Raw genomic sequence first — 23,699 nt, 5'->3', positions numbered from 1 at the left:
CGAAGGGGATACGAAACAATGCTCGACTACTACAAGAAAGTAGCTCCACAACTTAACGAACCGCTGTATGCGAGACCCGCTTGTACAGTGGTGTGTGAGGCGCTCCCCGTCAGCTAACGCTGGCGGGGCCGTCTACACGATTGTAGCACGTTTCTTCTACTCCTTTATAAAGCCATCTTCTATCATCAATTTGTTTGCCTTATTTAAATCCTGTTTACTTTGAGGGAGGTCAATGTAGTATGGCAATTTTCTGATCTTTGTACTCAATTCAATAAGTTTATCGTCAAGTAAGCTTTTAATCATTTGTATAATTGTAGAATCTAACTCATCTGGTATAGGCTGTTCCTTGCCATATTTGGAAGCCATATCGTAGACAAACTCACTTACTGTTTTTTGTCCGTCTGCTTCTAAATATATTAGTTGAGGCCATGGGTCCATAGTTATCATTCTTGGAGCATTATTATCTACAACATGTATCATATCTTGATTTAGCCAATCCCATCTTGCCAGCCTAACAAAGTACATATCTTTTATTTCTGAGTTTTTTAACTCATTGAAAGGCGGTAATTCGCGTTCTTTTTTCTTAAAAAAATCAAACATGTTCTATGATTAAAATGTGGTACAACTAGTGTGTACAAGGAGTTATTCCGTTTATACGCCCAAATCCAGCGGCTATACAGAATTGGGCTATCGAATATACTATATATAGATAACAACATAAACCCTTTGCTTCAAACAAATAAGCTTGTAGCACTAAATCCTACCCCACAAGTATAAGCCCAAAACAAAACCGCCTGCCACAGGTGTGGCAGGCGGTTCAACCTTATTCAATATCAAATGTAATGCTTACTTGGCGTAGCTGATGGCGCGCATCTCGCGGATAACCGTGATCTTGATCTGGCCAGGGTACTGCATCTCTTTCTCGATCTTCTGCGAGATATCGAAAGAAAGCTGAGCCGCCTTCTCATCGGTTACGTTGTCGGCATCCACCATCACGCGCAGCTCACGGCCGGCCTGTATGGCGTAGCATTGGTTCACGCCGTCAAACGATACGGCAGCCTCTTCCAGCTCCTTCAAGCGCTTGATGTACGACTCCATAATCTCGCGACGGGCACCTGGTCTGGAGCCGGAAATGGCGTCGCAAGCCTGTACCAGTGGGGAGATCATCGCTGTCATTTCGATCTCGTCGTGGTGGGCACCGATGGCGTTGCACACGTCCGGATGCTCTTTATACTTCTTGGCCAGCTCCATACCTATGATGGCGTGCGGCAGCTCCGGCTCGTCCGGTGTTACCTTGCCAATGTCGTGCAACAGACCGGCGCGCTTGGCGTGCTTCACGTTCAGGCCAAGTTCTGCGGCCATGGTGGCACACAGGTTGGCTACCTCGCGTGAGTGCTGCAGCAGGTTCTGCCCGTAAGACGAGCGGAAGCGCATGCGGCCCACCATCTTGATCAGTTCCGGGTGCAGCCCGTGAATACCCAGGTCAATGGCGGTACGCTCGCCAATCTCGACAATCTCCTCCTCAATGTTCTTGCGGGTTTTGGCAACCACCTCCTCAATGCGGGCCGGGTGAATACGGCCATCGGCCACCAGGCGGTGCAGCGACAGGCGCGCGATCTCGCGGCGAACCGGGTCGAAGCCAGAGATGATGATCGCCTCCGGCGTGTCGTCTACAATGATCTCTACGCCAGTAGCGGCTTCCAGGGCGCGGATGTTACGGCCTTCACGACCGATGATCTTGCCTTTGATGTCGTCGCTCTCGATGTTGAACACCGACACGCAGTTCTCAATGGCATGCTCCGCAGCGGTACGCTGGATAGTCTCGATAACGATTTTCTTGGCCTCTTTAGTGGCAGTAAGCTTGGCCTGCGCCACAATGTCCTTGATGTGCGACGAAGCGTGCGACTGCGCCTCGTTTTTCAGGGCCTCCACCAGCTGCTCGCGGGCCTCGGCGGCAGTAAGTCCTGCTATCTTCTCCAGCTGACCTACAACCTCGCCATGCTGCTGCTCCACCTCTTCCTTGCGCTTTTTCAGCTGCTCTTGTTGGGCGTGCAGGTGGTTTCTCTCCTTCTCCAGCTCCGCGTTCAGCTGCTCCTTTTCTTTGTGCAGGTCGGCCTCCAGGCGCTTGGCCTGCTCCATCTGCTTGGTTACATGCTGCTCGCGCTGCTTTACCTTGTTCTCGTTCTGGATGATGATGTTTTTCTTCTTGCTCGTCTCCTCCTCAAACTCGGCTTTCATTTTCAGGTATTTCTCCTTGGCCTCCAGGATGCGGTCTTTCTTAATGCTCTCGGCATTCAGCTCAGCCTCGCGGATGATGCTTTTGGCCCGCTGCCGGGCCTCCTCCTCCTGCTGCTTAAAAACCTTCTGTAGCAGCATGCGCCCTATCAGTACGCCCACAACGAGCGCCACCAGGGCTGTTAGTAAAATATAAAGAATATCAGGCATAACTATAAGCGTTTATGGTGTTTAGCACGCTTAGCCTTGCCTGCAAAGGGAACATGGTGTGGCTTTAAGCCTGAAACGAAGTATAAACAGAGGCACACGCCTCTGCCCGTTTATTTCACTGTTGATAAGAGATCGTCCAAAAGGTCGAGCTGCTGGTCTACCTGGGATACATGCGAGGAGTGCTCCTCCTCCAGCTTTATCTTTTCGGCCATGGTCTCAAACGCCACCATCGCCAGCAGATCCTGCTTATCCTGTATGCCAAACTGATCCTTGTAAAAGCGCAGGCGCTCGTTCAGGATTTTTCCGACTGCCCGGATTCTTTCTTCTTCCTCTTCCTTCACCCGCATCGGATACTCGCGTTCCGCGATGCGAATCTTAATCGATAATTCACTCATCCGTTGCGTGGTTTATGGTTATGCTTACCGCCTGTTCTGAGCATCTTACAAGCTCATACTTAGTCTTGTAGGTAAGCAATGCACTTATCAATTTCTCTGATATACTCGTTCAACTTAAGCTTCAACTCTGTCGAATTTGCAGTGTTTCCGGCTATCGTGTCTACAATTTTAACAATATTCTCCTGATTTTGAAAATTTTTTATCTGCTGGTCTTTTTCATCCAGCTGGCCTTCCAGCTGCTTTACCTGCTCCTGCGCACGCACCAGGCGCTGCTGCACCTCGGCATGGCGCTGGATCAGCTTGCGCAGCTTATCTTCAATATGCCGGAGTTGTTGTACTTGCTTCTCTTTGGGCATAACACTATTTGCGTATAAAAGCTCCCAGTTGTTTTTCAAATTGCTGCATCAGGCGGAACATGGTGCTGTCGATCACCTTGTCGGTCAGGGTCTGCTGTTTGTCCTGCAGGGTAAAGCTGAGGGCGTAGGCCTTCTTGCCCGCCTCAATCTTGTCGCCCTCGTACACGTCAAACACATTCACATCCTGCAGCAGCTTGCGCTCCACTCTAAAGGCTACCTTCTTCACTTCGTCGAAGGTCACATGCTTGTCCAGCACCAGCGACAGGTCGCGGCGCACTTCCGGGAACTTCGGCAACTCCTCGGCCACTAGTTTATCTTTATACTTCTTCAGGAGGTAGTCCCAGTTCAACTCGGCATACCATACCTGCTCCTTCACCTCCATAAAGCGCGTCACGGCGGCATCCAGCACGCCCAGCTCGGCCACTACGGTGCCGTTCTTCACGTAGGCGATGCCCTGGCGCATGTACAGGTGCTCCTCCAGGTTCTGCACCTCAAAGTCACCGGCGTTCAGCTTACGGAGCACGTTCTGCACCACGCCCGCCAAATCGTGGAAGGCAGTTTTTATACTTGGCTGCTGCCAGCTTTCGGCCGTTACGTTGCCGGTCATGTACAGCGACAGCTTTCGGTATTCTTTGTACTCGTCTTCCAGCATCTCGTATACTTTACCCAGCTCAAACAGCTTCAGGTCGCGCTGGCGGCGGTTTATGTTGCGGCGCAGCACCTCCAGGCCCGAGAAGATCATACTTTTGCGCAGCACGTCCAGGTCCTCGGAGTTATAGTTTACCACGTTCACCAGCGTAGCCACCTCGGCCTCTCCGGCCGGCTGGTAGTAGTTGGAGTTGGTAATGGAGTTGGTGATGATCTCGTGGAAGCCGTTGGCTGCGATGTAGCTCATGATCGTCTCCGTCACGTCCTCGGCATATGGGTTCGGGAACTTGGCTAAGTATGAAGTAGCCAGATTCTCGCTCATCTCGATGTTGTTGAAGCCGTAGATGCGCAGGATCTCCTCCACCACGTCGGCCTCACGGGTCACGTCCACCTTAAACGGCGGCACCGACAGCGTCAGGTCTGTCTCGGTTTCGTCAGCGATCTCAATTCCCAGATCGGTAAGTATGGTTTTGATGCGATCCACGCCGATGTGCTGCCCAATCAACGTATGGGCGCGCTCGATGTTCAGCTTCACCTCGTTATTTTGGATAGGCAGTGGGTATACGTCCACGATCTCAGAGCTTACTTCGCCGCCAGCTACCTCTTGCACCAGCAGGGCTGCGCGCTTCAGGGCAAGTATAACCATATTCGGGTCAGTGCCACGCTCAAAACGGAACGAGGCATCGGTCTTCAGGCCATGCGCTGTGCCTGTGCGGCGGATGGAGTCTGGCGAGAAATAGGCGCTCTCGATGAAGATGCTCGTGGTCTCCTCTGTTACGCCCGACTCCTCTCCACCGAAAATACCGCCAATGGCCATCGGCTCCTCTGCGTTGCAGATCATCAGGTCGGTCGGGTTCAGTTTGCGCTCCACGCCGTCCAGCGTTTTAAAGGTAGTGCCTGCCGTAGCGTTCTTCACCACGATCTTATCACCCGTGATCTTGTCCGTATCGAAGGCGTGCAGTGGCTGGCCCAGTTCGTGCAGCACGTAGTTGGTTACGTCCACCACGTTGTTGATCGGCGAGAGACCGATGGCGCGCAGGCGCTTCTGCATCCACTCCGGCGACGGGCCAACTTTTATTCCTGATACCGTTACACCGGCATAGCGCGGGCAGGCATCGGTATTTTCCACTTCCACCGCAATTGGGCGGGAGGTATTGTTCACTTTAAAATCCTCTACAATTGGCAGCTCTGCCTTGGCATCCAGCAGCGCCTGCAGGTCGCGGGCCACGCCGTAATGCGAGGCGGCATCGGCACGGTTTGGCGTCAGGCCGATCTCGAATACCTTATCAGAGCCCAGACCGAAGAATTCGGCGGCAGGCGTTCCGTTTGGCAGGTCCGTGTCCAGCACCATGATGCCGGCATGCGACTGGCCAATACCGATCTCATCCTCCGCACAGATCATCCCCTCCGACACAGCGCCACGGATCTTGGACTTCTTGATCTTGAAAGGCTCGCCGCCGGCTGGGTACAGCGTGCTGTTAACGGTAGCTACTACCACTTTCTGCCCGGCGGCCACGTTTGGCGCGCCGCACACGATCTGGCTCGGCTCTCCGGTGCCAATGTCCACGGTGGTAATGCGCAGGCGGTCCGCGTCCGGGTGCGATTCGCAGGTCAGCACCTCTCCGATCACGATGCCCTCCAGGCCTCCCTGCACCACATCAAAGGTATGGATTCCCTCTACCTCCAGTCCGGCGCCGGTTAGCAGCGCCCCTATTTCGTCAGCAGTTTTATCAGTATGTATGAGTTGTTTCAGCCAGTCGAATGAAATCAGCATGTTATTCTATCGTTTTTTATCTCGGTTCCCGATCCGGAAACCAATCTCTTCCAAAATTAAGGATAATATCTAATACTAGACGCAAGTATCAGGGCACAAGACACAAGACTTTGTGAAGTATACTTTTCGCCCAGCTTCGTTATGGATCTCTAGCGCCCTCTATTTAGTGTGCTACTCGTGCTTCTCGTATATCTTCTCCCCTGCCGGAATGGCAATGCTCAGGCGGTTGTCTTTGGGCGGCACCGGGCACACGTAATCCGGGTTATAGGCGCAGAAGGGGCTGTAGGCGCGGTTAAAGTCCAGCACCACCTTTTCATCGCCCTCCTCAAACGGCACATCCAGGAAACGCCCGCCGCCATAGGTCTCAAACCCGTTGGTTTTATCGGTGAACGGCACAAACAGCTGGTCTTTCTCGCCGCTCAGCTTGCGGTAAAGCATCAGTTGGTGCTCCTGCCCCTCCAGCTTAAAAGAGGCCATGCCATAGCGTAAATAAGGCTCATAGCTGCCGTTTGTGAGCGGCATGAGCAGCGTGTCCTGCATGGCCAGTTCCTCCACTTTGGCATTTACCCGGTAATCCAGGTTTGGCTCGTAGTACACCAGGTTTTTAAAAGCGCGCCGGCCCGTTTCGTCAAAAGGGCTGTTGGTGCGGCCCCTAAAGGAAAGGTCTTTCTCCTCCCGCTCCTTGAGCAGCGGCTTGATGTAGTTGTCGTCGTTAAACAGGGCATCCTGCAGAAAGTAGAAGATCACCAGCGCCAGGCCGGCCAGTATAACAAGTCTCAGCGGTCTTTGCATAAAACTGTGTGGTTAGCGTTTAGGCAAAGGTCGTAAATTTTCGGGCAGAATGGTATAGCTTTCAAAATCCGACTGGCCGTGTATACTTATCATCCGGATTTTATAATTTTATTGCACAAAACTTTTAGCGTGCGGGTACAAGGATTAGATTTTTTAAGGGGCATAGCGGTTATAGGGGTGATGCTGACGCACACGAGCCTCCATAACCCCATTTCCAGAGCGGGCTGGATGGGGGTAGACCTGTTCTTTGTGCTCAGCGGCTTCCTTGTCTCGGGCTTAATCTTTACAGAGTATAAGCAAACCGGCGCTTTCAACATCAGGCTGTTCCTTATCAGGAGGGGCTTCAAGATTTACCCGTCGTTCTACTTTTTTATAGCTGCCTCCATACTTCTTGGCCTCTTCACCGGTTACCCGGAGCTAAAGCCAGGGTTTGTGCTGGATGAGGTCATCTTCATTCAGAATTACAGGCAAGGGCTGTGGTGGCATACCTGGTCGTTGGCCGTAGAAGAGCACTTTTACATCTTTTTTGCCGGTCTTTCCTTTTTTCTGATTCCCCGAAAGCTGCTGCCGAAGCCTCCCGTGGCACTGCCGCTTTTCGTGGGCTTATACCTTGCTGTGGTTGCCATGCGTGTGCAGTCGTCGCTGGCGCATCAACACGAAGAAAACTATGCGTTCTTTGCCACTCACCTGCGCTCCGACGGAATTTTACTTGGGGTTATCCTTTCTTACCTGTATCATTTTGCCCCATCCGCGCTCACCTTTGCAAGGCGGGCACCGTGGCCGGTCATGCTGTTCGCTTGCCTCCTCATCTCCCCTGCCTTTTTGTTTACTGGCGGCGAAATATTTATGAATACGGTTGGCACGACGACCGTTCATTTCGGCTTCTGCCTGCTTGTTCTACTGGCTGTTCAGGCGAAAGGCGCTGCCGCTTCGTTGCCAGCAGTCTTACGGCATGCATTCTCATTTATAAGCACCATCGGCCTGTATTCCTACACGGTATACTTGTGGCACATTCCGGTACTGCACTTTATGGACGGGCTTACTCCCTGGCCATGGGCAAACTATGGGCTGTATTTCCTGATTACCATAATTTTGGGGGCTTTCCTGTCGCTCACCGTTGAGAAATACTTTCTGAGAATACGGGAGTTATACTTTCCGAAGCCGCTGCCCGCCCCTAAATTGCCTGTAGAGGAAGCGGCGTAAGTAATCAAAAAACTCAACCGGAAAATATTCAGATTCCGCCATTAATGTATTATCTTAAGCCTCGAAGGCATTTAACTATAAAGATGCCACAGCCAAATTTAATTTTATAGCGACACCACCCCACATGAGAACCACGCCTCACACTTTTCTGGTAGCCTCGGCCTTGCTATTGGCGGGCTGCACCGAGAATTCTGAAGAAACCACCCAGGCGTCTTCAAACCAAAACGCACCTGCAAGCAAAAACGCTACCATGGCCTTAAACCCGCCGCACGGGGAGCCGGGGCATAACTGCGCCCTGCCGGTAGGCGCTCCGCTGGATGGTACTCCTTTGCCAAGGCTCATCAGGCCCAACCTGTCGCCGATAACGCCGGCCGGCATGAACCCGCCGCACGGCCAGCCCGGCCACGACTGCTCTATTCCGGTAGGTGCGCCCCTCGGCAGCAAATAGCCCTATACTTTCTGCTATCCTACTCTCTCCCAGGCCGTATGCCTAAGTACATACAGGAGTTGCCATGCCACAGGAGGAGTACCAGGAACTGATTAAGCAGCTGGACCAGCTACACCAGGATGCCGTTGCGCTGGAGCAGAAATTTGCCCCCGCCGTAGAGGCGGTGCACCCCAAGTATAAAAAAAGCGCCAAAAACCTGCTGCACTACCTGGCGCTGCGCCAGCACGATATCCGCCAACTGCAGGAGAAACTGGCGCAGTTAGGCTTGTCGTCGCTGGGGCGGGCGGAGGGGCATGTGCTGGCAAGCTTGCAGGCGGTGCGGGAGCATTTGTGCCGCCTGGCCGAGTGCCCCCCTTCGCCACAACAGCTGGCAGTATCTTTTTTTGAGAACAGGGAGCTGCTGGCAGCCCACAACGAGGCGCTGCTGGGCCCCGAGCCCGCAAAGCGGAGCACCCGCATCATGGTAACCCTCCCCGCCGAGGCTGCCGACCAGTACGAACTGCTGCCACGCCTGCTAAAAGCCGGCATGGACTGCGCCCGCATCAACTGTGCCCACGGCACCGAGGAAGAATGGCTCCGGATGGTCCAGCATATCCGAAAGGCTGAAAAAGAAACCGGCGTTCGCTGCAAAATAGGAATGGACCTGTTGGGCCCCAAGCTGCGCACAGGCCCTTTAAAAGAAGGCCCCAAGCTAACCGTGATACACCCTGTGCAGGATAGCATGGGGCAGACAATAGAAGCCTCCAAAGTATGGCTGGCGTCATCTGCCGTGCCTCCGCCTGCCGATGCCGATGCCTGGCTTCCTGTTGATGACGCCTGGCAGGCACAACTGCAGGAAGGCGACAGGCTATACTTCCGGGACACCCGCAACAGAAAACGCTCGCTAACAGTGACCCGCAGGGAAGCAAAAGGCGTGCTGGCGCACCTGCTCAAGACCTCCTATATAAAAACCGGCACCGAGCTACGCCTGAAGGGCAGAAACTCCACCAACCCATCTGCCAGGGTAGGCGACCTGAAAGCGCTGGAGCTCCCGATTATCCTCCGGAAAGACAGCTTCCTGGTGCTAACGCGCGAGCCAATCCCGGGCGAGCCCGCCACATACGACGCGCAGGGGCATATAACGCAGCCGGCCCACATCTCCTGCACCTTGCCCGAGGCCTTTACACAAACCAAAGCCGGGCAGCCTATACTTTTTAATGATGGCAAAGTAGAAGGCGTGCTGGAGGATGTAACGCCGGAGCGCCTGCTGGTGAAGATAACCTACGCCAGCGACGACGGAAGCAAGCTGCGCGCCGACCAGGGCATTAACCTGCCGGACAGCAAGATCATGCTGGCCGACCTGACGGAGAAAGACCGCCAGGACCTGAAGTTTGTGGCCAAACATGCCGATATCGTGAATCTGTCTTTTGTGAACCACGCCAACACCATTGAGGCGCTGCTGGAGGAACTGCGCCAGCTAAAAGCCGATCACCTGGGCATCATGCTCAAGATCGAGACCAAACAGGGCTTCCGCAACCTTCCCCTCCTGCTCCTTACCGTTATGAAGCGCTACCCTGCCGGCATTATGATTGCGCGCGGCGATTTGGCCATTGAATGCGGCTGGCAGCGCCTGGCCGAGGTGCAGGAGGAGATTCTGTGGCTGTGCGAGGCGGCACACATGCCGGCAGTGTGGGCTACGCAGGTGCTGGAGACGCTGGCAAAGAAAGGGCGCCCATCCCGGGCTGAGATAACCGATGCGGCCATGGCCCAGCGTGCCGATTGCGTCATGCTGAACAAAGGCCCTCATGTAGTGCAGGCCATCGAAATGCTCCACGACATACTGGTGCGCATGCAGGAGCACCAGCATAAAAAAACTTCCATGCTACGCATGCTGCATATTTCGGATCTCACCACATCCACCCAGGCTTAACTTCATCATCTTCAAGGAATTGCTGAAAAATATTTTAACAAAAATTGCGTTAAACCTGTGAGGGTTATAAATTTTTTAATAAATTCACCCATCAAAGTACTAAAACAGATTTGCAGTAGCCTTCAAGGCTGATATCATCTTCACAAATGGCATCGGTTTAAGCGGCAAGGGCAAATCTTTAAACTCATACTACCTGTAGTTGCCTGGCTAAACAAAGCCTGTTACCTGCACGATAGCCGTTGCAGCAGGCTGCTTGTTTTTACATTAAAACTATTGCCGTATGAAAGAGAAAAATATAGAAAGACTGCTTTACAAGCTGGCTGCCCTGCTGGCGGTTGTCGGTATTGCGCTTTGTGTGCTGCAACCATCCGATAATTACCTGGGTCTATACTTTATACTGGCGGGCCACATATTGGGCGCAGCGGGCATTATAGCGCACATGAAGCGCACCAACGACCTGGAGCATGAGCGCAGAACGGTGCAACAGCCTACCGGCCAATTGCAGAAAAAATAAAGCATTCCCTTATGAAAACATACTTCCTACCTCTTCTGATGAGTTTTGGGTTAACGCTTAGTGCAAAGGCACAGCTGCTGGAGCCGGTCAGGCAACGGAAAGAAGGCATTATTACGCTGGAGCAGCCACAGCCGCTGGTGCTGGTCAACAACCAGGAAACTGCCACTTACGCACTTATCCTGAACCCGGACGACATCGAAAATGTGAAGGTGGTGAAAGGCGAGAACGCGCTAAACCGTTTCGGGGAGAAGGCCACAGACGGCGCGGTGATCATCGACCTGAAGGAGGAACTGCCGCTGGTACGGCTAAAAGAAGTGTACAAAGCTTTTAAAGTGCCTAAAAAGCAGCAGAAGCTGACGCTGGCCATTAACGGAAAGCATGTAGAAGACACGGCGCTGCTGCTGGCCGACCTGCGCCAGGTAGAAAAAGTAGAGGTGGCGGACTTTTCTATGGCCTCCTCGCGCTGGAGCTTCGATGAGCAGTACCTGAACATCATTACTAAGGCTCAACCCTAACGCCGCCCGTTTTTCCTGCGTATCTTGCAGCCACAACCATACTTTATACTTTTACCATGGACGGCAGAAAACGCACCAATATCAAGCCAGGCACCCACGTAAACATCGTGCAGAAGCAGGACCAGCGCACCGGCGAGCTCACCGAGGGCTACGTGCAGGACATCCTCACCAACTCCCCCAACCACCCGCATGGCATAAAGGTAAGGCTGGAGACCGGGGAAGTAGGGAGAGTGCAAGAGATTTTGCCGGAAGACTAGTATTAAGTTAGAAAGTTAGAAGTTTAAAAAGTTAGAAAGTTATTTTTTGCATGAAGAAGACTTCCTGATGCTAGTAAGTATGGCTGTGAGCGTTGCAGCTTCTAGTTTTAGATTTATCAAGAGCTCAGCCTTCACAATCTCAGATTCCTCCAGCATCTCTAACCAAAACTGTGCTTCATCTGCCTCTTCTAGCACAATTCCTATTTTAGCTGCAAACTCCGCCGCAGACCTTGCCCTACATGCGGCCCTGTAGTTGGCTGCAACAGAAGTAGCCGCCCGAAGAAGCTGTTTTCCTAAGATCTGAGCATCTGGCTTGTTTGGCAACGCCCGGAACAACTTTATCACCCGTAAAGCAAAGAGCTTCGTCCTTCTCTTAAAATCTTCCGCAAAAGCGTAGTTACTCTTTCTCTCAGTACTCATAACTTAACTTTCTAACTTTTTAACCCTCTAACTTTCTAACTTAAAGCAGCCCCTCATCAGCAAAGCTGTAGTAGTCGTTGTCGGTAAAGATGATGTGGTCGAGGACGGGGAGGTCGAGGAACTGGCCGGCTTCTTTCATTTTCTTGGTGAGGGCGATGTCGGCGGCGCTGGGCTTGGTGTTGCCGCTGGGGTGGTTGTGCACCAGGATGATAGAGCTGGCCAGCTGCTCCAGCGCCTTCTTGAAGATGATCTTCGGGTCGGCCACGGTGCCGGCTACGCCGCCCGAGCTGATGCTTTCCTTCTTCATCACCACGTTGGCGCGGTTCAAAAGTATAATCCAGAACTCCTCGTGGGGCAGGTCGAGCAGTTGCGGCTTGATGTAGTTGTAGATGTCGGTGGAGCAGGTGATGCGGGTTTTGGCGGTGACGGCGGCCTCTTTGCGGCGGCGGCCCATTTCCAGCGCACTTACAATCGTGATGGCCTTGGCCTCGCCGATGCCTTTATGCTTCATCAGGTCCTTCACCGTGAGGCGGGCCAGTTCGTTCAGGTCGTTGCCCACGGCGGTAAGTATAAGTTTGGCCACATCTACGGCAGTAAGCTTGGGCGTGCCAGAGCCAATCAGAATAGCGATGAGTTCCGCGTCGCTCAGGGCGGCTTTGCCTTTCAGGAGGAGCTTTTCGCGGGGGCGGTCTTCTTCGGCCCAGGTTTTAATGTTGAGTGGCTGCAGGTATGGCAGTGTGGCAGGCAGTTCGTTTTCTTTCACTTACGGTACAGATTTTGATGTTGAGGAAGATGCAAGTGAAATTCCTTTCTTCCGGAAATAGTTCAGCTTGCGGAATACTTTTTATACTTTAGAAGCATCCCGCCACAGCCAAACAATAAGACTCGCTGGCGGTTTTACCCTGATATGCAACGTATGTTAACTTTCGTACTCGTTGTTCTGATACTGTTTCTGGTAGACCTGTATGTTTTTCAGGCGATCAAGACAGTGGCGCAGAACCTTGACCCCTCCACCCAAAAGATTGTATTCTTTATACATTGGGCAATATTTGCCATAACGGCAGGCACTTTTATAATAGGTGGTGCCACACGTGGAACACCGCCAAGTATACTTCAGACGTACCTGTTCAGCACGCTCTTCATCATTTTTGCCTCTAAGCTGGTGGTAGTTGTTTTCCTGATGCTGGACGACACGCTGCGCCTGGGCAAGATCGTGCTCAACTCAGCCAACGGAAATGAAGCCTTTGACCCCTCGCGCCACAAGTTCCTGAACCAGATGGGGCTGTTGGTAGCAGCTGTGCCGTTCTCGGCTTTTATTTACGGCATGATAAAAGGCGCCTACGATTACCGCGTGAAGCGCGTGACGCTCCGCTTTCCGAACCTGCCCTCCTCCTTCGACGGCTATAAAGTTCTGCAGATCTCGGACCTGCACACCGGCAGTTTCAACTCCACGGAGCCGCTGAAAGAGGCGGTGCGCCTGATTAACAAACAGGAGGCTGACCTGGTGTTTTTTACCGGCGACCTGGTGAACAACCTGGCCACCGAAGTGCAGGACCACATACCTACACTGCGCGAGATCCGGGCCAAAGAGGGCGTATACTCTGTGCTAGGCAACCACGACTATGCCGACTATGTGCATGAGTGGCCTCACCCCGATGCCAAGGCCGAAAACCTACGCAACCTCATCGACAGCCATGCCCGGATGGGCTGGCAACTGCTGATGAACGAGAACCGCATCCTAGAGAAAGACGGGGAGCAGATTGCGCTGCTGGGCGTGGAGAACTGGGGCAACCGCGCGGGCTTCCCGAAGTATGGTCGCCTGCACGAGGCGTACCAAGGCACCGAGCATATTCCGTTTAAGATGCTGCTCTCCCATGACCCCTCGCATTGGGACGGGGAGATAAACCAGAAGTATAAAGACATCGACTTGACGCTTTCGGGCCATACCCATGGCATGCAGTTTGGCGTAAACGTGCCCGGCCTGAAGTGGAGCCCGGTGCAGTACGTGTACAAACAGTGGGCGGGCCTGTACAAGAAAGGCAGCCAGCACCTGTACGTAAACACCGGCCTTGGCTTTATCGGCTATCCGGGGCGGGTGGGCTTTCTGCCCGAGATAACTGTTTTTGAGCTGAAGAAGGCATAGCCTTCACCTATAGATCTGACAGAAAGCGCCGGCCCTGTGGCCGGCGCTTTCTGTTTGCGCTGCCCGGAGCCGCTTTCTGAACATTACGCGCTTTGGCAGCGTACTTAACCACGAACCCTTTACCTGCAGCCAAGCAGCTGCAGCACCTACAAAATCATAAGCACAGCAAGTATGAATAAAAGAATCATTCCTCTTCTGGCCTTTGCCACCATGCTGGCAGCCTCCTCCTGCAGCTACGATAAAACCGGCACCTCCTTCGAGGTAGTAAACGCCAACGAAGATGAGGCCGTGAACCCGAACAACATCCGGGGATATGGCAACCGCGAGCCGGATATGGGCGACGTGAATGGCCCCAAGCCAAGCGATTACTATGCGTTCAGCATTAACGACGTGCCGGCAGACATGCGCCAGCAGTTGGAAGGCAACGTAGCCGTGGAAATGGTAAGGACTTACTACTCCCCCGACCGCCAGTTGAGCGACCTGTACGAGCAGTACAACCCTTCCGGGAAGCAAAGCCAGCCATCAGAAAGCCCGGCGGCGCCTGCCAGCAACAACAACAGCGGCAACTCCAGCGGTGATACCCAGGGGAGCTCTGGCAACGCAACATCCGGCAACGGTAACGATGCCGGCAACCAGCAGTAAAAGCTCCTTTTAACTTACGACCGAAGCCTGCAGCTGACTTACCTGCAGGCTTCGGTGCGTTATGGTCTATCTGGTTTTTATTTTGTAGTTTTACGAGGCGCAGCCCGGTTGCTGGCATACTATTTGGCGGTTTTCGGCGTATTAGATCAAACTGCCACCTCAGCACTACTACACATGCTCAAACATCCTCTGCTATACGTTCTCATGCTGGTGCTGCTTTTCTGCAGCCTGCCCTCTGTGGCCCAAAAAAGCATCCGGATAAGTGGCACTGTGCTGCAGCAAGACCGCACCACCCCGATACCCGGCGCAACGATTGTCAAGATAAACACCAGCATGGGCGTGGTGTCGGATGAGCAGGGCAAATTTAAGATTGACGTGGCGCAGTCGGATACGCTGATGATACGGGCGCTCGGTTTTAAGCCGCTTTTATACTTGCCGAAGGCGCTGCCCGTATCGGAACTGCGCGTAAACATTGTGCTGCAGGAGGACAGCGTGATGCTGGGGGAGGTAGAGGTAACCAGCCGGCCTTCTAAAGAGATGATAGACCGTGCCCTGCGCAACATGAAGCGCGAACAGACCAGCCAGACGCAAAACCCTAACTACGTGCCCGGCTTTGAGCCTGCCCCCCCGGCCCCGGCTCCTCCGCCCACCATCATGAGCCCCATGAGCCTGATGTACGACCTTTTCTCCAGTGAGGGCAAGCAGAAGCGGGTGCTGCAGGAGCTCCTCCTGAAACAGGAACTGGAGCAGAAGAAGAAAGAGCAGGATGACTACAACCGCTTTTTTAAGGATAATACCGGCTACGAGTAAAGCTCAACCCTCTCAGCCTTACTGTCTATTTGCTAGGGAAACTTTATTTTGAGCCAAGGCGGATGCTTAATCAACTTAGGATAGTATAAGCATAAAAAAAAAAGTTACTATATACTAAAATTGAGATATATAGCGTATAAGCAGGTAGAACCTATTGCCTGAAAACAAACGCTACATGCTCCCCTACCTCCAGACCTGCTGCTGCACCTTTGCCCTCGTGCTCCTTTGTGCCCTGCCGATGCGTGCGCAGCAGCGCCAGCTAAGCGGCACCGTGGTAGCTGCCGGCACAGGCGCCCCGATAGCAGGCGCAGGCGTTATTATACTTAAGACTAACAGTATAGCAATAACCGATAAGTTTGGCCGCTTCAGTTTGTATGCGCAGGCGCAGGACTCGCTCCTGGTTCGTGCGGTAGGCTACAAACCGTTGCGATACCAGGTGAAAGACGTGGCCGACGCACCGCAACAAATTGTGCTTAGGCTGCAGGAAGAGGCTGTGCAGCTACGGGAGGTACAGGTAGAAAGCCTGCCCTCTCAGGTAAAGCGCCCCAACTACAGGCCACCGGTGCAGCTTCCTCCACCCGCCCCGGCGCCTCCGCCAAGTATCATCTGGAACCCGGTCTCCTACTTCTCCAGGGAAGGCAAGCAGCGAAGGAAGCTCCGTAAGTTTTTAAAGAAAGAGCAGGAAAAGCGCAACCAACAGGAGGCAGAGCGCCTGAGGCAGGAACTGGAGCGGAAGAAGCAGGACTACAACCGCTTTTTTAAGGACAATACCGGCTATGAGTAAATCAGCCAAACAATAAGCTGTTCCGTAGGTTCAAGAGTATACAATTTGATACTTATGAAAATCGGATACCCCTGCATCAATGAGGCGCTTGAGTGCCGCTCTTCCCGTACCTTCCGCCTGGCCTCCTACTCCGAGGAGCGCCTGATCGAGACCGTGGAGCAGAACCTGGCCTGCCTGCGCCGCATCCTGGAGTACAACGTGCAGCACGGCCTGCTGTTCTTCCGCCTCTCCTCCGACCTGGTGCCTTTCGCCTCGCACGAGGTGAACCAGTACAATTGGCAGGAGCATTTCAAGATGACGTTAAAAAGGCTGGGCAGCTACATCAAAAACAACAACATGCGCATCTCCATGCACCCCGACCAGTTCGTGGTGCTCAACTCGCCGAACGAGAAAACGGTGCGCAACAGCATTGCTGAGCTCGTGTACCAGGGAAGTATACTGGATTTGATGGGGCTAGACACCACGGCCAAGCTGCAGATACACGGCGGCGGAGCTTACGGCGATAAACCGGCGGCCATACAGCGCTTCGCCGAAGTATACCACACCATGCTGCCCGATGCCGTAAAGGCCCGCCTCTGCGTGGAGAACGACGACCGCACCTATACGCTGCAGGACTGCCTGCAGCTGCACGAGCTAACCGGCATGCCCGTTATCTTCGATAACCTGCACCACGAGTGCGTGAATAACGGGGAGCCCATGCGCGAGGCTGTGGAAATGGCCGCCACCACCTGGCAACCCGAAAAAGATGGCATCCTGATGATGGACTACAGTTCGCAGGCGCCCAACGAGCGCCGCGGCAAGCACGTGCAAAGTATAGAAGAGCAACTCTTCCACGATTTCCTGGCTGAGACCGAGGGCATGGACATGGACATTATGCTGGAGATAAAAGACAAACAGGAGAGCGCCCTGAAAGCCCGCGATGTGGCCCAGAGCCTGGGCCGCTTAGAAGTATGAGGCCAGCAGGTGCCACATCCACTCGGCGACCTGCCACAGCGCCCACACCAGGAACACCAGCAGTAGCACCAGCCCGATCAGCACGCCCACAATAATGCCCTTGCCGCTGCCCCGGTACTTGCCTTCCTCGTAGTGCCGGCGCAGCAGGCGCACGTTGCGCTCGTTGGCTTTAAAGGCAAAGTCGAAGATGTTGCCAAGGATTGGAATGCTGCCGATGAGCACATCCAGTCCGATGTTCAGCATCATCAGGGCCACCAGTTTGCCGCTGGCCCCGTGGCGCACCATCGTCAGAACAAGCACTGCAGAAACCCCAAACGAGGCCAGGTCGCCGGCGAAGGGCAAGAGGCCCAGGATAGGGTCTAAACCAAAGCGGAAATTAGTGCCGGGCAACCGGAACTGGTTGTCCATCAGGTAGGATATATGATCGACCCACTTCAGCTTTTCGGAGCGCGGGGTACGGGCGTAGTGCGTGTCTTGTGTTGCCATACGCGCTTATACGGCGCAGGGCAGGCAAGGGTACGGTTAGGGCGTCATGGGGGTACGCTTATGCCACAAGGCCTTGCGGTGCTTTTTGGCAGCAGCGTGGTAGTACTTCGTCTTTTTAGGCTTCTTAAAATGGCCCTTTCCCTTCTTCTGAAAAAGCCCTTTCAGTTTTGGACCGCCTGCCGAAGCTGCTTCCGCGGGAGCGTTATAGGAAGCGCTGCCAACCAACAGCAGCAGCGCTATGGCGAGTACTTTGGCCATAGGGTAGCACAATAAGGTAAACAAATTGCTTTATACTATAACGGCTGGCAACTCCAAAAAGTGCAGGCGCAGCTGCTAACTTTTACTAAACCGCGTATCAGAGCCTTTTGCGCTTTCGGAAGGCTTTATCCCGCTTTTTGCGTTGCTTTTCAAGGCTTTTGGTGCTGTTCCACTTTTTGTTCTTGCTTTCAGGCCTGCCATTCTCAAAGCGCATGCTGCGGCCATCGGGGTCAAACATCAGCGTTTTGCCTTTCCGGGATGAGGAACAGGAGAAAGAGACGGTAGCCAACAAAAACAGAAGCAGGAGAGGTAGCGCTTTTCTCATCTTTATAATCTTTACTGGATAAAACAACGACCCAGTTCAAATATAAATAAAAATAAGCAAATTAAAAATAAAAAAGATATAAAAAAGCAGCACAGTGTTACCTGTGCTGCCATCTTTCACGCTTGTCTAAAAACTTGTCTTAGTGTCTGCCCCTGCCTCCTTTGCCTGGGTGAGATTTTACAGCTGCAGCACCCTTGCGCATCTGTTTTGTGTGCCCAGGGTTAGTGGTGCGCGGGTGGTGGGGGTTATTCGAATTTTTGTACCAGCCCTTGTGCAGGCCGTTATCTTTGCTCACTACAATCACCTTTCCTGCTCTATCCGTTCTTTTTCGGGAGATATGGCACGAGGACAGCGCAACCACCGCCAACAGCATGCACAGGAGGCTTACAAATTTATACTTCATGGAGCTCATGTTTAGGAATTATTTAAGGCTACAGCCCGTGTAGCCGCCGCTAATATACAGCGATCGTCCTATCAATTCCTACACTACAAACTTTAAACGTAATTATCCAGCAACAACCAAAATACACAGTGCAATTCTGCGTTATCACTTTCAGCATACTCCCCCGACGATGTTGTCACTACCTTTTAGGGAAGTGCGAGTTCATGCTCCAGGTAGTGCCCGCCTACACTTTGTTTCCTGCCCAGGCAAGCCTCCACGGTAATGGCAGCAACGGTAAGCAGGTTTCGCAGTTCCCATACTTCCGGAGTAGGCCTGGTTGCTGTTATACTTTCCAGGTTCTGCCTTAGCTCCTCTACCTGCTGCCGTGCCTGCCACAAATGCTCACAAGTGCGCGTGATACCTACTTTCTCCCACATCAGCTGCCGCAGCTCAGTTTTTATACTTTGCACGGCTGGCAACGGCGGGGCTACAGTTATACTTGGAACGAAAGGCACTTCCATACTTTCTGTTGATTTATACTTTACACGTTGCCCTGCCACCGCATGCGCCGCTGCCGCCTTGCCGAATACCAGCCCCTCCAGCAGCGAGTTGCTGGCCAGGCGGTTGGCACCGTGCACACCGGTACAGGCCACCTCGCCTACGGCATACAAGCCCGGCACCGATGTCTGCCCGTGCAGGTCTGTGCATACGCCGCCGCACTGGTAATGCGCCGCCGGCACCACCGGTATAAGCTCCGCAGCGGCATCTATGCCTATACTTTTACACTTGCTATAGATAAGCGGGAAATGTTGCTGCAGGTGCCCCTCCTGCAGGTGGCGCGCGTCTAAGTATAAATTTGGCGAATTATGTTGTTGCATTTCATGGTACACCGCCCGGGCCACCACATCGCGCGGGGCCAGCGAACCCTGCGGGTGGTAACGGTGCATAAACGAATTACCATCGGGCAACACCAACTCGGCCCCCGCCCCACGCAGCGCCTCACTTATCAGGAAAGTGTCTTCAGAGGCAGGATTATATAGCGCAGTGGGGTGAAACTGAAAGAACTCCATGTTGCTGATCCTAGCGCCTGCGCGGTAAGCCATCGCCAGCCCGTCGCCGGTAGCTATAGGGGGGTTGGTGGTGTGCTGGTACACCTGCCCGGAGCCGCCTGTGGCCAATACCACCGCTTTGGCAAGTATGGCCGTTGCCTTACCGGTCTTCAGGTGCAGTAGCTGCACGCCGTGGCAGGTGTTGTGCTGCAGCAGTAGCTCCAGACCCATGTGGTGCTCCAGTACAATGATGTTTTTGTGCTGCCGCGCCGCCTGCCCCAGCGCCTGTTGCACGCTTAGGCCGGTATGGTCTTTCACGTGCACGATGCGATGCTGGCTGTGACCGCCTTCCAGGCCTAAAGCTATACTTGCTTGCCTGCCTTCGTCAAAAAGCACGCCTTGCTTCTGTAGCCATTTTATACTTTTGGGTGCCCGCTCCACCATAAACCGCACCGCTGCCTCGTCGCAAAGGCCGGCGCCGGCAGTCAGCGTGTCCTGCACATGCTGTTCAAACGAATCTATGGAGCTTAAAACCGCAGCAATGCCGCCCTGCGCGTACATGGTATTTGTTTCAGGAAGGGCAGCTTTGCAAACTACCGCCACACGGCCATGCGCAGCGGCTTCCAGGGCAAAGGAAAGCCCCGCTATGCCACTGCCGATCACTACAAAATCAAAGTGTCGCATTTTACCTCCCCCAGCCCCCCTCCTAACAACAGGAGGGGAACCGGTATTTTTTTATATTTTCTACTATGTGCTGGCGCGGGTTTGCAACCCGTGTCTTGCAATAGTGTCTGATTTGCAATCCGATTGGGCCAGAGGCCCAAACTATAGTTTTTTACATGTCATAGCTGCCGAACATAATTTAACTTGGCTCTCCAAGCCTGTTGAGTTACAAACTCAACATCATTTACACCACCAGTTACAAACTGGCGGCATGATGTGTAAATATTAGTAAGCTCCCCCTCCTGTTTTTAGGAGGGGGTTGGGGGGAGGTCAAGAAAAAGCCAGCATTCTTTCTATCGGAGCCAGGGCCCGCTTCATGATTTCCTTCTCCAGCCTTATTTGGAACAGGCTCTCTTTTTCAGTACCGATTGCTCGCAGAGCCTCCAGTGTGTTCTGTATCGTTATCCGCTTCATGTGCGGACACTTAATGCAGGGCACGATGAATTCCTTCTCCGGATACATGCCGCGCAGCGTAGCGCCTAAATCACACTCAGAGCCAAGTATAAACTGGCGGTTTTGGCTCTCGCCTACAAAACGGATAATGTCGGAGGTGCTGCCTACCACGCCACCGGCTCCTGTCAGGGCGTCAGCTACGGTATTGTCGGGCACCTCCCAGTGCACCAGCACCTGCGCCTCAGGGTACATCAGCTTCAGGCCGTTGATGCGCTGCGGCGTAAATTGCTCGTGCACCTCGCATTTGCCTTCCCAAAGTATAAGTTCTTTGCCTGTCTCAGCTTTTATTTTGGTTTGCAGGTTGCGGCCCATGAAGAGGTCGGGCAAAAAGATGAGTTTATCGCAGCCCAGCGAGCGGGCAATATCCAGGGCGTTGCGGGAAGTGCAGCAGATGTCGGCTTCGGCCTTGGTTTCGGCGTAGGTGTTGATGTAGGCCACCACCGGCACACCCGGGTACTGTGCCTTCAGTTGGCGCACATCGGCCCCGGTTATACTTTCGGCCAGCGAGCAACCGGCGTCAAAGCTGGGCAGCAGCACCTGTTTGGCTGGGTTCAGGATCTTGGCGGTCTCGGCCATAAACTTCACGCCGCAGAAGATGATGTTATCCGCTTCCACGTTTTTGGCCGCCGCGCTCAGGCCAAGCGAGTCGCCCACAAAGTCGGCGATGCCACCGTCTTCGTGCTTTACCTGCAGCTCAGCAGGCATGTAAAAGTGCGACAGGATAACGGCGTTTTTCTGGCGCTTCAGCTCCCGTATCTCTTCCACGGCAGCCAGCATTTCAGCTTCTTCTTGTTCAGAAAAGGCAGCAGGATTCATGGCGCCAAGTTTCTGCAGAAACGCGCCTTTGGTTGGGGTAGTAAGCATTGTGTTACGTTAGATTAGCAGGATGATCGTTTATGATTCCACTTCGTGCAGGTTTGTGATGAAATAATTGCCGGAGTTGATGCCATCCACCAGCGTCTGTATGGTTTTGGAACTGAACACCTTCAGCATTTGATCCCGGTACGCCTTGATATCGTCGTGCAGCGGGCAGGGGTGCGTGTCGGAGCATTGTTTCATGCCCATGCCACACTTGCGGAAGGCCTCCAGCCCATCAATGGTGCGCACGACCTCCAAAATGCTGATGTCGCTGGCCTGCCTGTGCAGGAAAAATCCGCCGCCCGGGCCTTTCATAGAGGAGATCACGCCTTTGCGCACCAGGTCCTGCAGGATCTTGCCCATAAAGTGCGCCGGCAGTTCCAGCTCTTTGGCAATATCTTTTATCCCCACTTTTAGCCCCTGTGCATCGTTCAGGGCGATGTACACAATGGCGCGCAGGGCATATTCTGTTGTTTTAGATAATAGCATCTGTAATTCTCTGTTCGTCTAACACTAACACGGCCGCAAGTTACACCTTCCCTTCCAACTGCCGCATACCTTCTTCGGTAATCATGTCGGTGCTCCACGGCGGCGACCATACCAGGTTAATTTTTACGTTGAGGCTCGGGAAGCGCTTTAGAAGTATTTGCTCCGTAGCCGTTTTTATAGTTCCACTCATGGGGCAGCCCGGCGTGGTCAGGGTCAGGTCTACGGTCAACTCGCCCTCTTCGCTAAGGCTCACCTCATATACCAGCCCCAAATCAACGATGTTTATGCCCACTTCCGGGTCGATGATATACTTCAGGGTCTCGAAAACCTCCTGGCCGAAATCCTCAGGCAGCTTTTGCGTTTCCATAGGTAAAAGGTTTTAAGTCGTGAACTTTATGCAGCAGCAGATGGAACACGTTGGCCGTGTATAGCAGCGAGGTGATGGTAAACCCAATGGCCCCGCCCAATATAAGTTGCTCGCTGCGGAGCAGCACACCCGCCACTAAAAGTATAAACCCAAGTAGGTAGCTGATGTTTTGCCAGCGCAGTATGGTATGGCTGTATAGGTCTTTGGGGAGCGGCGTTTTAAAGCGGCCGACATAGCCCTCGTAAGCGTGCATCCAGACGATGAAGGGCAGTGTTTTAAACGTTTGCCCCAAGATAAGCGCCGAGATAAACCCGAAGAAAACCGAGATGCCATACACCAGGTAAACAGACGACAGCAACAATTGCGGCAGCTCCAGTTTGCTACTCACCACCAGTACCAGTACAAGCGGCAACAGGAGCAGGGCCAGCGACACAAACGTCTGTTTCATGCCCAGGTCCAGGTCCAGGTCCTGGCGCTGGCGTGTTTTAGCGGCATCGCGCAGGTATAATAAGAAGAGCGCCACCCCAGCTATAACCAGCACCGCATACACAGGCAGCAGCGACGTATGAAACAGCAGGTGATCCAATATAAACAGGATCAGCCCCGCATTGATGAGGTTGTAAGACCAGTTGAGTTTTTTGGTATCCTCGTGGTGCGCCAGCAAAAACATCGGGATCAGCTTAGACCCTACCCCGATTATCAGCAGCAAAAACCAGCCGGCCATGCCAATGTGCGCGTGCAGCTTCAGGTAATGCGTGTGCTCTACGGGCAGAAAAGGCATCGTAAAATTTACCGCCATCAGAAGCCCCACCAGCCCGGTTACCAGCAGCCAGATAGCCGAGGTAACGATAAAATCAGACTCTATAGTCCACTTCGGTGCTTTGCGGGCCGTTTGCACCACGTTTATATTGAAAAGTGTAAAGGAGATGACCAGGCTGCAGGCCGCCACATGCAGTACCCAGCCCAGCTCAAAATGCCAGAAGCTCCAGCCCAGAAGTATGGTACCAATGCCCAGAAATCCGAAGGCAGCCGTGGCCAGTTTCTCAGAGTAAAGTTTGCACTCCAGCACCACCGGCAGCAGCTGGTACAGCGCCCCGAAAATGAGCATAGTGGCCCAGCCAAGCGCGGCAACGTGCGTCAGGGTCAGCAGTTTGGGATGGAAGTAGTGGCCGCTGAAGGCATCGGTGGAGAAAAGCAACAGTACGCTCAGGGCCACAAATGCCAGGGCAGCAAACGCGTAGTGCGGCAGCACAACCCATTTGCCCGGCGAGTTAGATGTAGTGGCAGCGCTCATGGTAAT

General features: G+C 53.5%; 27 protein-coding genes. 11 read left to right on the top strand and 16 right to left on the bottom strand.

Annotation, left to right across the window (positions count from 1 at the left end):
* Positions 1-156: 156 nt before the first annotated feature.
* From FJM65_RS11810 to FJM65_RS11785, 6 genes are all read right to left on the bottom strand, one after another.
* Positions 157-600, bottom strand: coding sequence for a hypothetical protein (locus tag FJM65_RS11810; RefSeq protein ID WP_140621721.1), 444 nt, complete (start codon positions 598-600; stop codon positions 157-159).
* A 246-nt stretch (positions 601-846) separates the two neighbouring features.
* On the bottom strand, positions 847-2,445 hold the full coding sequence (gene rny / locus FJM65_RS11805; protein ID WP_140621720.1) for a ribonuclease Y: 1,599 nt from the start codon (positions 2,443-2,445) through the stop codon (positions 847-849).
* Positions 2,446-2,555: 110 nt separating this feature from the next.
* Positions 2,556-2,840 (bottom strand): cell division protein ZapA, encoded by a 285-nt coding sequence (locus FJM65_RS11800; RefSeq protein ID WP_140621719.1) that lies wholly within the window; start codon positions 2,838-2,840, stop codon positions 2,556-2,558.
* A 59-nt stretch (positions 2,841-2,899) separates the two neighbouring features.
* Positions 2,900-3,196, bottom strand: coding sequence for a hypothetical protein (locus FJM65_RS11795; RefSeq protein WP_140621718.1), 297 nt, complete (start codon positions 3,194-3,196; stop codon positions 2,900-2,902).
* A 4-nt stretch (positions 3,197-3,200) separates the two neighbouring features.
* Entirely contained in the window at positions 3,201-5,618 is a 2,418-nt protein-coding gene (gene pheT / locus FJM65_RS11790; RefSeq protein ID WP_140621717.1) for a phenylalanine--tRNA ligase subunit beta, read from the bottom strand.
* Positions 5,619-5,789: 171 nt separating this feature from the next.
* On the bottom strand, positions 5,790-6,410 hold the full coding sequence (locus tag FJM65_RS11785; protein WP_140621716.1) for a DUF1684 domain-containing protein: 621 nt from the start codon (positions 6,408-6,410) through the stop codon (positions 5,790-5,792).
* Between the two features lie 78 nt (positions 6,411-6,488).
* Between FJM65_RS11785 and FJM65_RS11780 the strand changes: the two genes are divergently transcribed.
* The 6 genes from FJM65_RS11780 (at position 6,489) to FJM65_RS11755 (ending at position 11,256) form a co-directional block, all read left to right on the top strand.
* Positions 6,489-7,613, top strand: coding sequence for an acyltransferase family protein (locus FJM65_RS11780; RefSeq protein ID WP_317131340.1), 1,125 nt, complete (start codon positions 6,489-6,491; stop codon positions 7,611-7,613).
* A 124-nt stretch (positions 7,614-7,737) separates the two neighbouring features.
* On the top strand, positions 7,738-8,061 hold the full coding sequence (locus FJM65_RS11775; protein ID WP_140621714.1) for a hypothetical protein: 324 nt from the start codon (positions 7,738-7,740) through the stop codon (positions 8,059-8,061).
* 64 nt (positions 8,062-8,125) lie between these two features.
* Complete coding sequence (locus tag FJM65_RS11770; protein WP_140621713.1) at positions 8,126-9,970, top strand: pyruvate kinase; 1,845 nt, start codon at positions 8,126-8,128, stop codon at positions 9,968-9,970.
* Between the two features lie 280 nt (positions 9,971-10,250).
* Entirely contained in the window at positions 10,251-10,484 is a 234-nt protein-coding gene (locus FJM65_RS11765; RefSeq protein WP_140621712.1) for a hypothetical protein, read from the top strand.
* An 11-nt stretch (positions 10,485-10,495) separates the two neighbouring features.
* Entirely contained in the window at positions 10,496-10,999 is a 504-nt protein-coding gene (locus FJM65_RS11760) for a hypothetical protein (RefSeq protein WP_140621711.1), read from the top strand.
* 56 nt (positions 11,000-11,055) lie between these two features.
* Positions 11,056-11,256 carry a YwbE family protein gene (locus FJM65_RS11755; RefSeq protein WP_140621710.1) on the top strand — a complete coding sequence of 67 codons (201 nt, stop codon included), beginning with the start codon at positions 11,056-11,058 and terminating at the stop codon, positions 11,254-11,256.
* A 39-nt stretch (positions 11,257-11,295) separates the two neighbouring features.
* Here FJM65_RS11755 and FJM65_RS11750 read toward each other — a convergent pair whose 3' ends face one another.
* Together FJM65_RS11750 and radC are read right to left on the bottom strand one after the other, a co-directional pair.
* Complete coding sequence (locus FJM65_RS11750; protein WP_140621709.1) at positions 11,296-11,676, bottom strand: four helix bundle protein; 381 nt, start codon at positions 11,674-11,676, stop codon at positions 11,296-11,298.
* 40 nt (positions 11,677-11,716) lie between these two features.
* Positions 11,717-12,439: a RadC family protein gene (gene radC, locus FJM65_RS11745; RefSeq protein WP_239022934.1), complete on the bottom strand. Its 723-nt coding sequence runs from the start codon at positions 12,437-12,439 to the stop codon at positions 11,717-11,719.
* Positions 12,440-12,592: 153 nt separating this feature from the next.
* Here radC and FJM65_RS11740 point away from each other — a divergent pair, with 153 nt between their 5' ends.
* From FJM65_RS11740 to uvsE, 5 genes are all read left to right on the top strand, one after another.
* The gene (locus FJM65_RS11740) at positions 12,593-13,819 is read left to right on the top strand and encodes a metallophosphoesterase (RefSeq protein WP_239022933.1); all 1,227 of its coding nucleotides are present in this window, start codon (positions 12,593-12,595) and stop codon (positions 13,817-13,819) included.
* Positions 13,820-13,990: 171 nt separating this feature from the next.
* On the top strand, positions 13,991-14,461 hold the full coding sequence (locus tag FJM65_RS11735) for a hypothetical protein (RefSeq protein WP_140621707.1): 471 nt from the start codon (positions 13,991-13,993) through the stop codon (positions 14,459-14,461).
* 174 nt (positions 14,462-14,635) lie between these two features.
* Entirely contained in the window at positions 14,636-15,271 is a 636-nt protein-coding gene (locus FJM65_RS11730) for a carboxypeptidase-like regulatory domain-containing protein (RefSeq protein WP_140621706.1), read from the top strand.
* Positions 15,272-15,446: 175 nt separating this feature from the next.
* Entirely contained in the window at positions 15,447-16,055 is a 609-nt protein-coding gene (locus tag FJM65_RS11725) for a carboxypeptidase-like regulatory domain-containing protein (protein ID WP_140621705.1), read from the top strand.
* Between the two features lie 54 nt (positions 16,056-16,109).
* The gene (uvsE, locus tag FJM65_RS11720) at positions 16,110-17,009 is read left to right on the top strand and encodes a UV DNA damage repair endonuclease UvsE (protein WP_140621704.1); all 900 of its coding nucleotides are present in this window, start codon (positions 16,110-16,112) and stop codon (positions 17,007-17,009) included.
* Here the strand turns inward: uvsE and FJM65_RS11715 are convergent.
* The 8 genes from FJM65_RS11715 to FJM65_RS11675 all read right to left on the bottom strand — a co-directional run bounded on the left by FJM65_RS11715 (position 16,998) and on the right by FJM65_RS11675 (position 23,693).
* A complete protein-coding gene (locus FJM65_RS11715) occupies positions 16,998-17,495 on the bottom strand; it encodes a DUF4112 domain-containing protein (RefSeq protein WP_140621703.1) in 498 nt (165 codons plus the stop codon). The two genes, uvsE and FJM65_RS11715, sit on opposite strands and share 12 nt — an antisense overlap.
* Before the next feature lie 36 nt (positions 17,496-17,531).
* Positions 17,532-17,753 carry a hypothetical protein gene (locus FJM65_RS11710; RefSeq protein ID WP_140621702.1) on the bottom strand — a complete coding sequence of 74 codons (222 nt, stop codon included), beginning with the start codon at positions 17,751-17,753 and terminating at the stop codon, positions 17,532-17,534.
* Positions 17,754-17,850: 97 nt separating this feature from the next.
* A complete protein-coding gene (locus tag FJM65_RS11705; protein WP_140621701.1) occupies positions 17,851-18,078 on the bottom strand; it encodes a hypothetical protein in 228 nt (75 codons plus the stop codon).
* A 588-nt stretch (positions 18,079-18,666) separates the two neighbouring features.
* On the bottom strand, positions 18,667-20,193 hold the full coding sequence (nadB, locus tag FJM65_RS11695) for an L-aspartate oxidase (RefSeq protein ID WP_140621699.1): 1,527 nt from the start codon (positions 20,191-20,193) through the stop codon (positions 18,667-18,669).
* Positions 20,194-20,502: 309 nt separating this feature from the next.
* Entirely contained in the window at positions 20,503-21,549 is a 1,047-nt protein-coding gene (nadA, locus tag FJM65_RS11690; protein WP_140621698.1) for a quinolinate synthase NadA, read from the bottom strand.
* A 30-nt stretch (positions 21,550-21,579) separates the two neighbouring features.
* Positions 21,580-22,032: an RrF2 family transcriptional regulator gene (locus FJM65_RS11685; RefSeq protein WP_140621697.1), complete on the bottom strand. Its 453-nt coding sequence runs from the start codon at positions 22,030-22,032 to the stop codon at positions 21,580-21,582.
* A gap of 40 nt (positions 22,033-22,072) precedes the next feature.
* On the bottom strand, positions 22,073-22,399 hold the full coding sequence (locus tag FJM65_RS11680; protein ID WP_140621696.1) for a metal-sulfur cluster assembly factor: 327 nt from the start codon (positions 22,397-22,399) through the stop codon (positions 22,073-22,075).
* Complete coding sequence (locus FJM65_RS11675; protein ID WP_140621695.1) at positions 22,377-23,693, bottom strand: hypothetical protein; 1,317 nt, start codon at positions 23,691-23,693, stop codon at positions 22,377-22,379. The genes FJM65_RS11680 and FJM65_RS11675 overlap by 23 nt, the downstream gene beginning before the upstream one ends.
* Positions 23,694-23,699 lie beyond the last annotated feature (6 nt).

This window comes from Pontibacter mangrovi (genome assembly GCF_006385705.1).
Classification (GTDB): Bacteria; Bacteroidota; Bacteroidia; order Cytophagales; family Hymenobacteraceae; genus Pontibacter; species Pontibacter mangrovi.
Note: the sequence above shows the minus strand (reverse complement) of the source record. Positions and strands in the feature narration are given on the sequence as shown.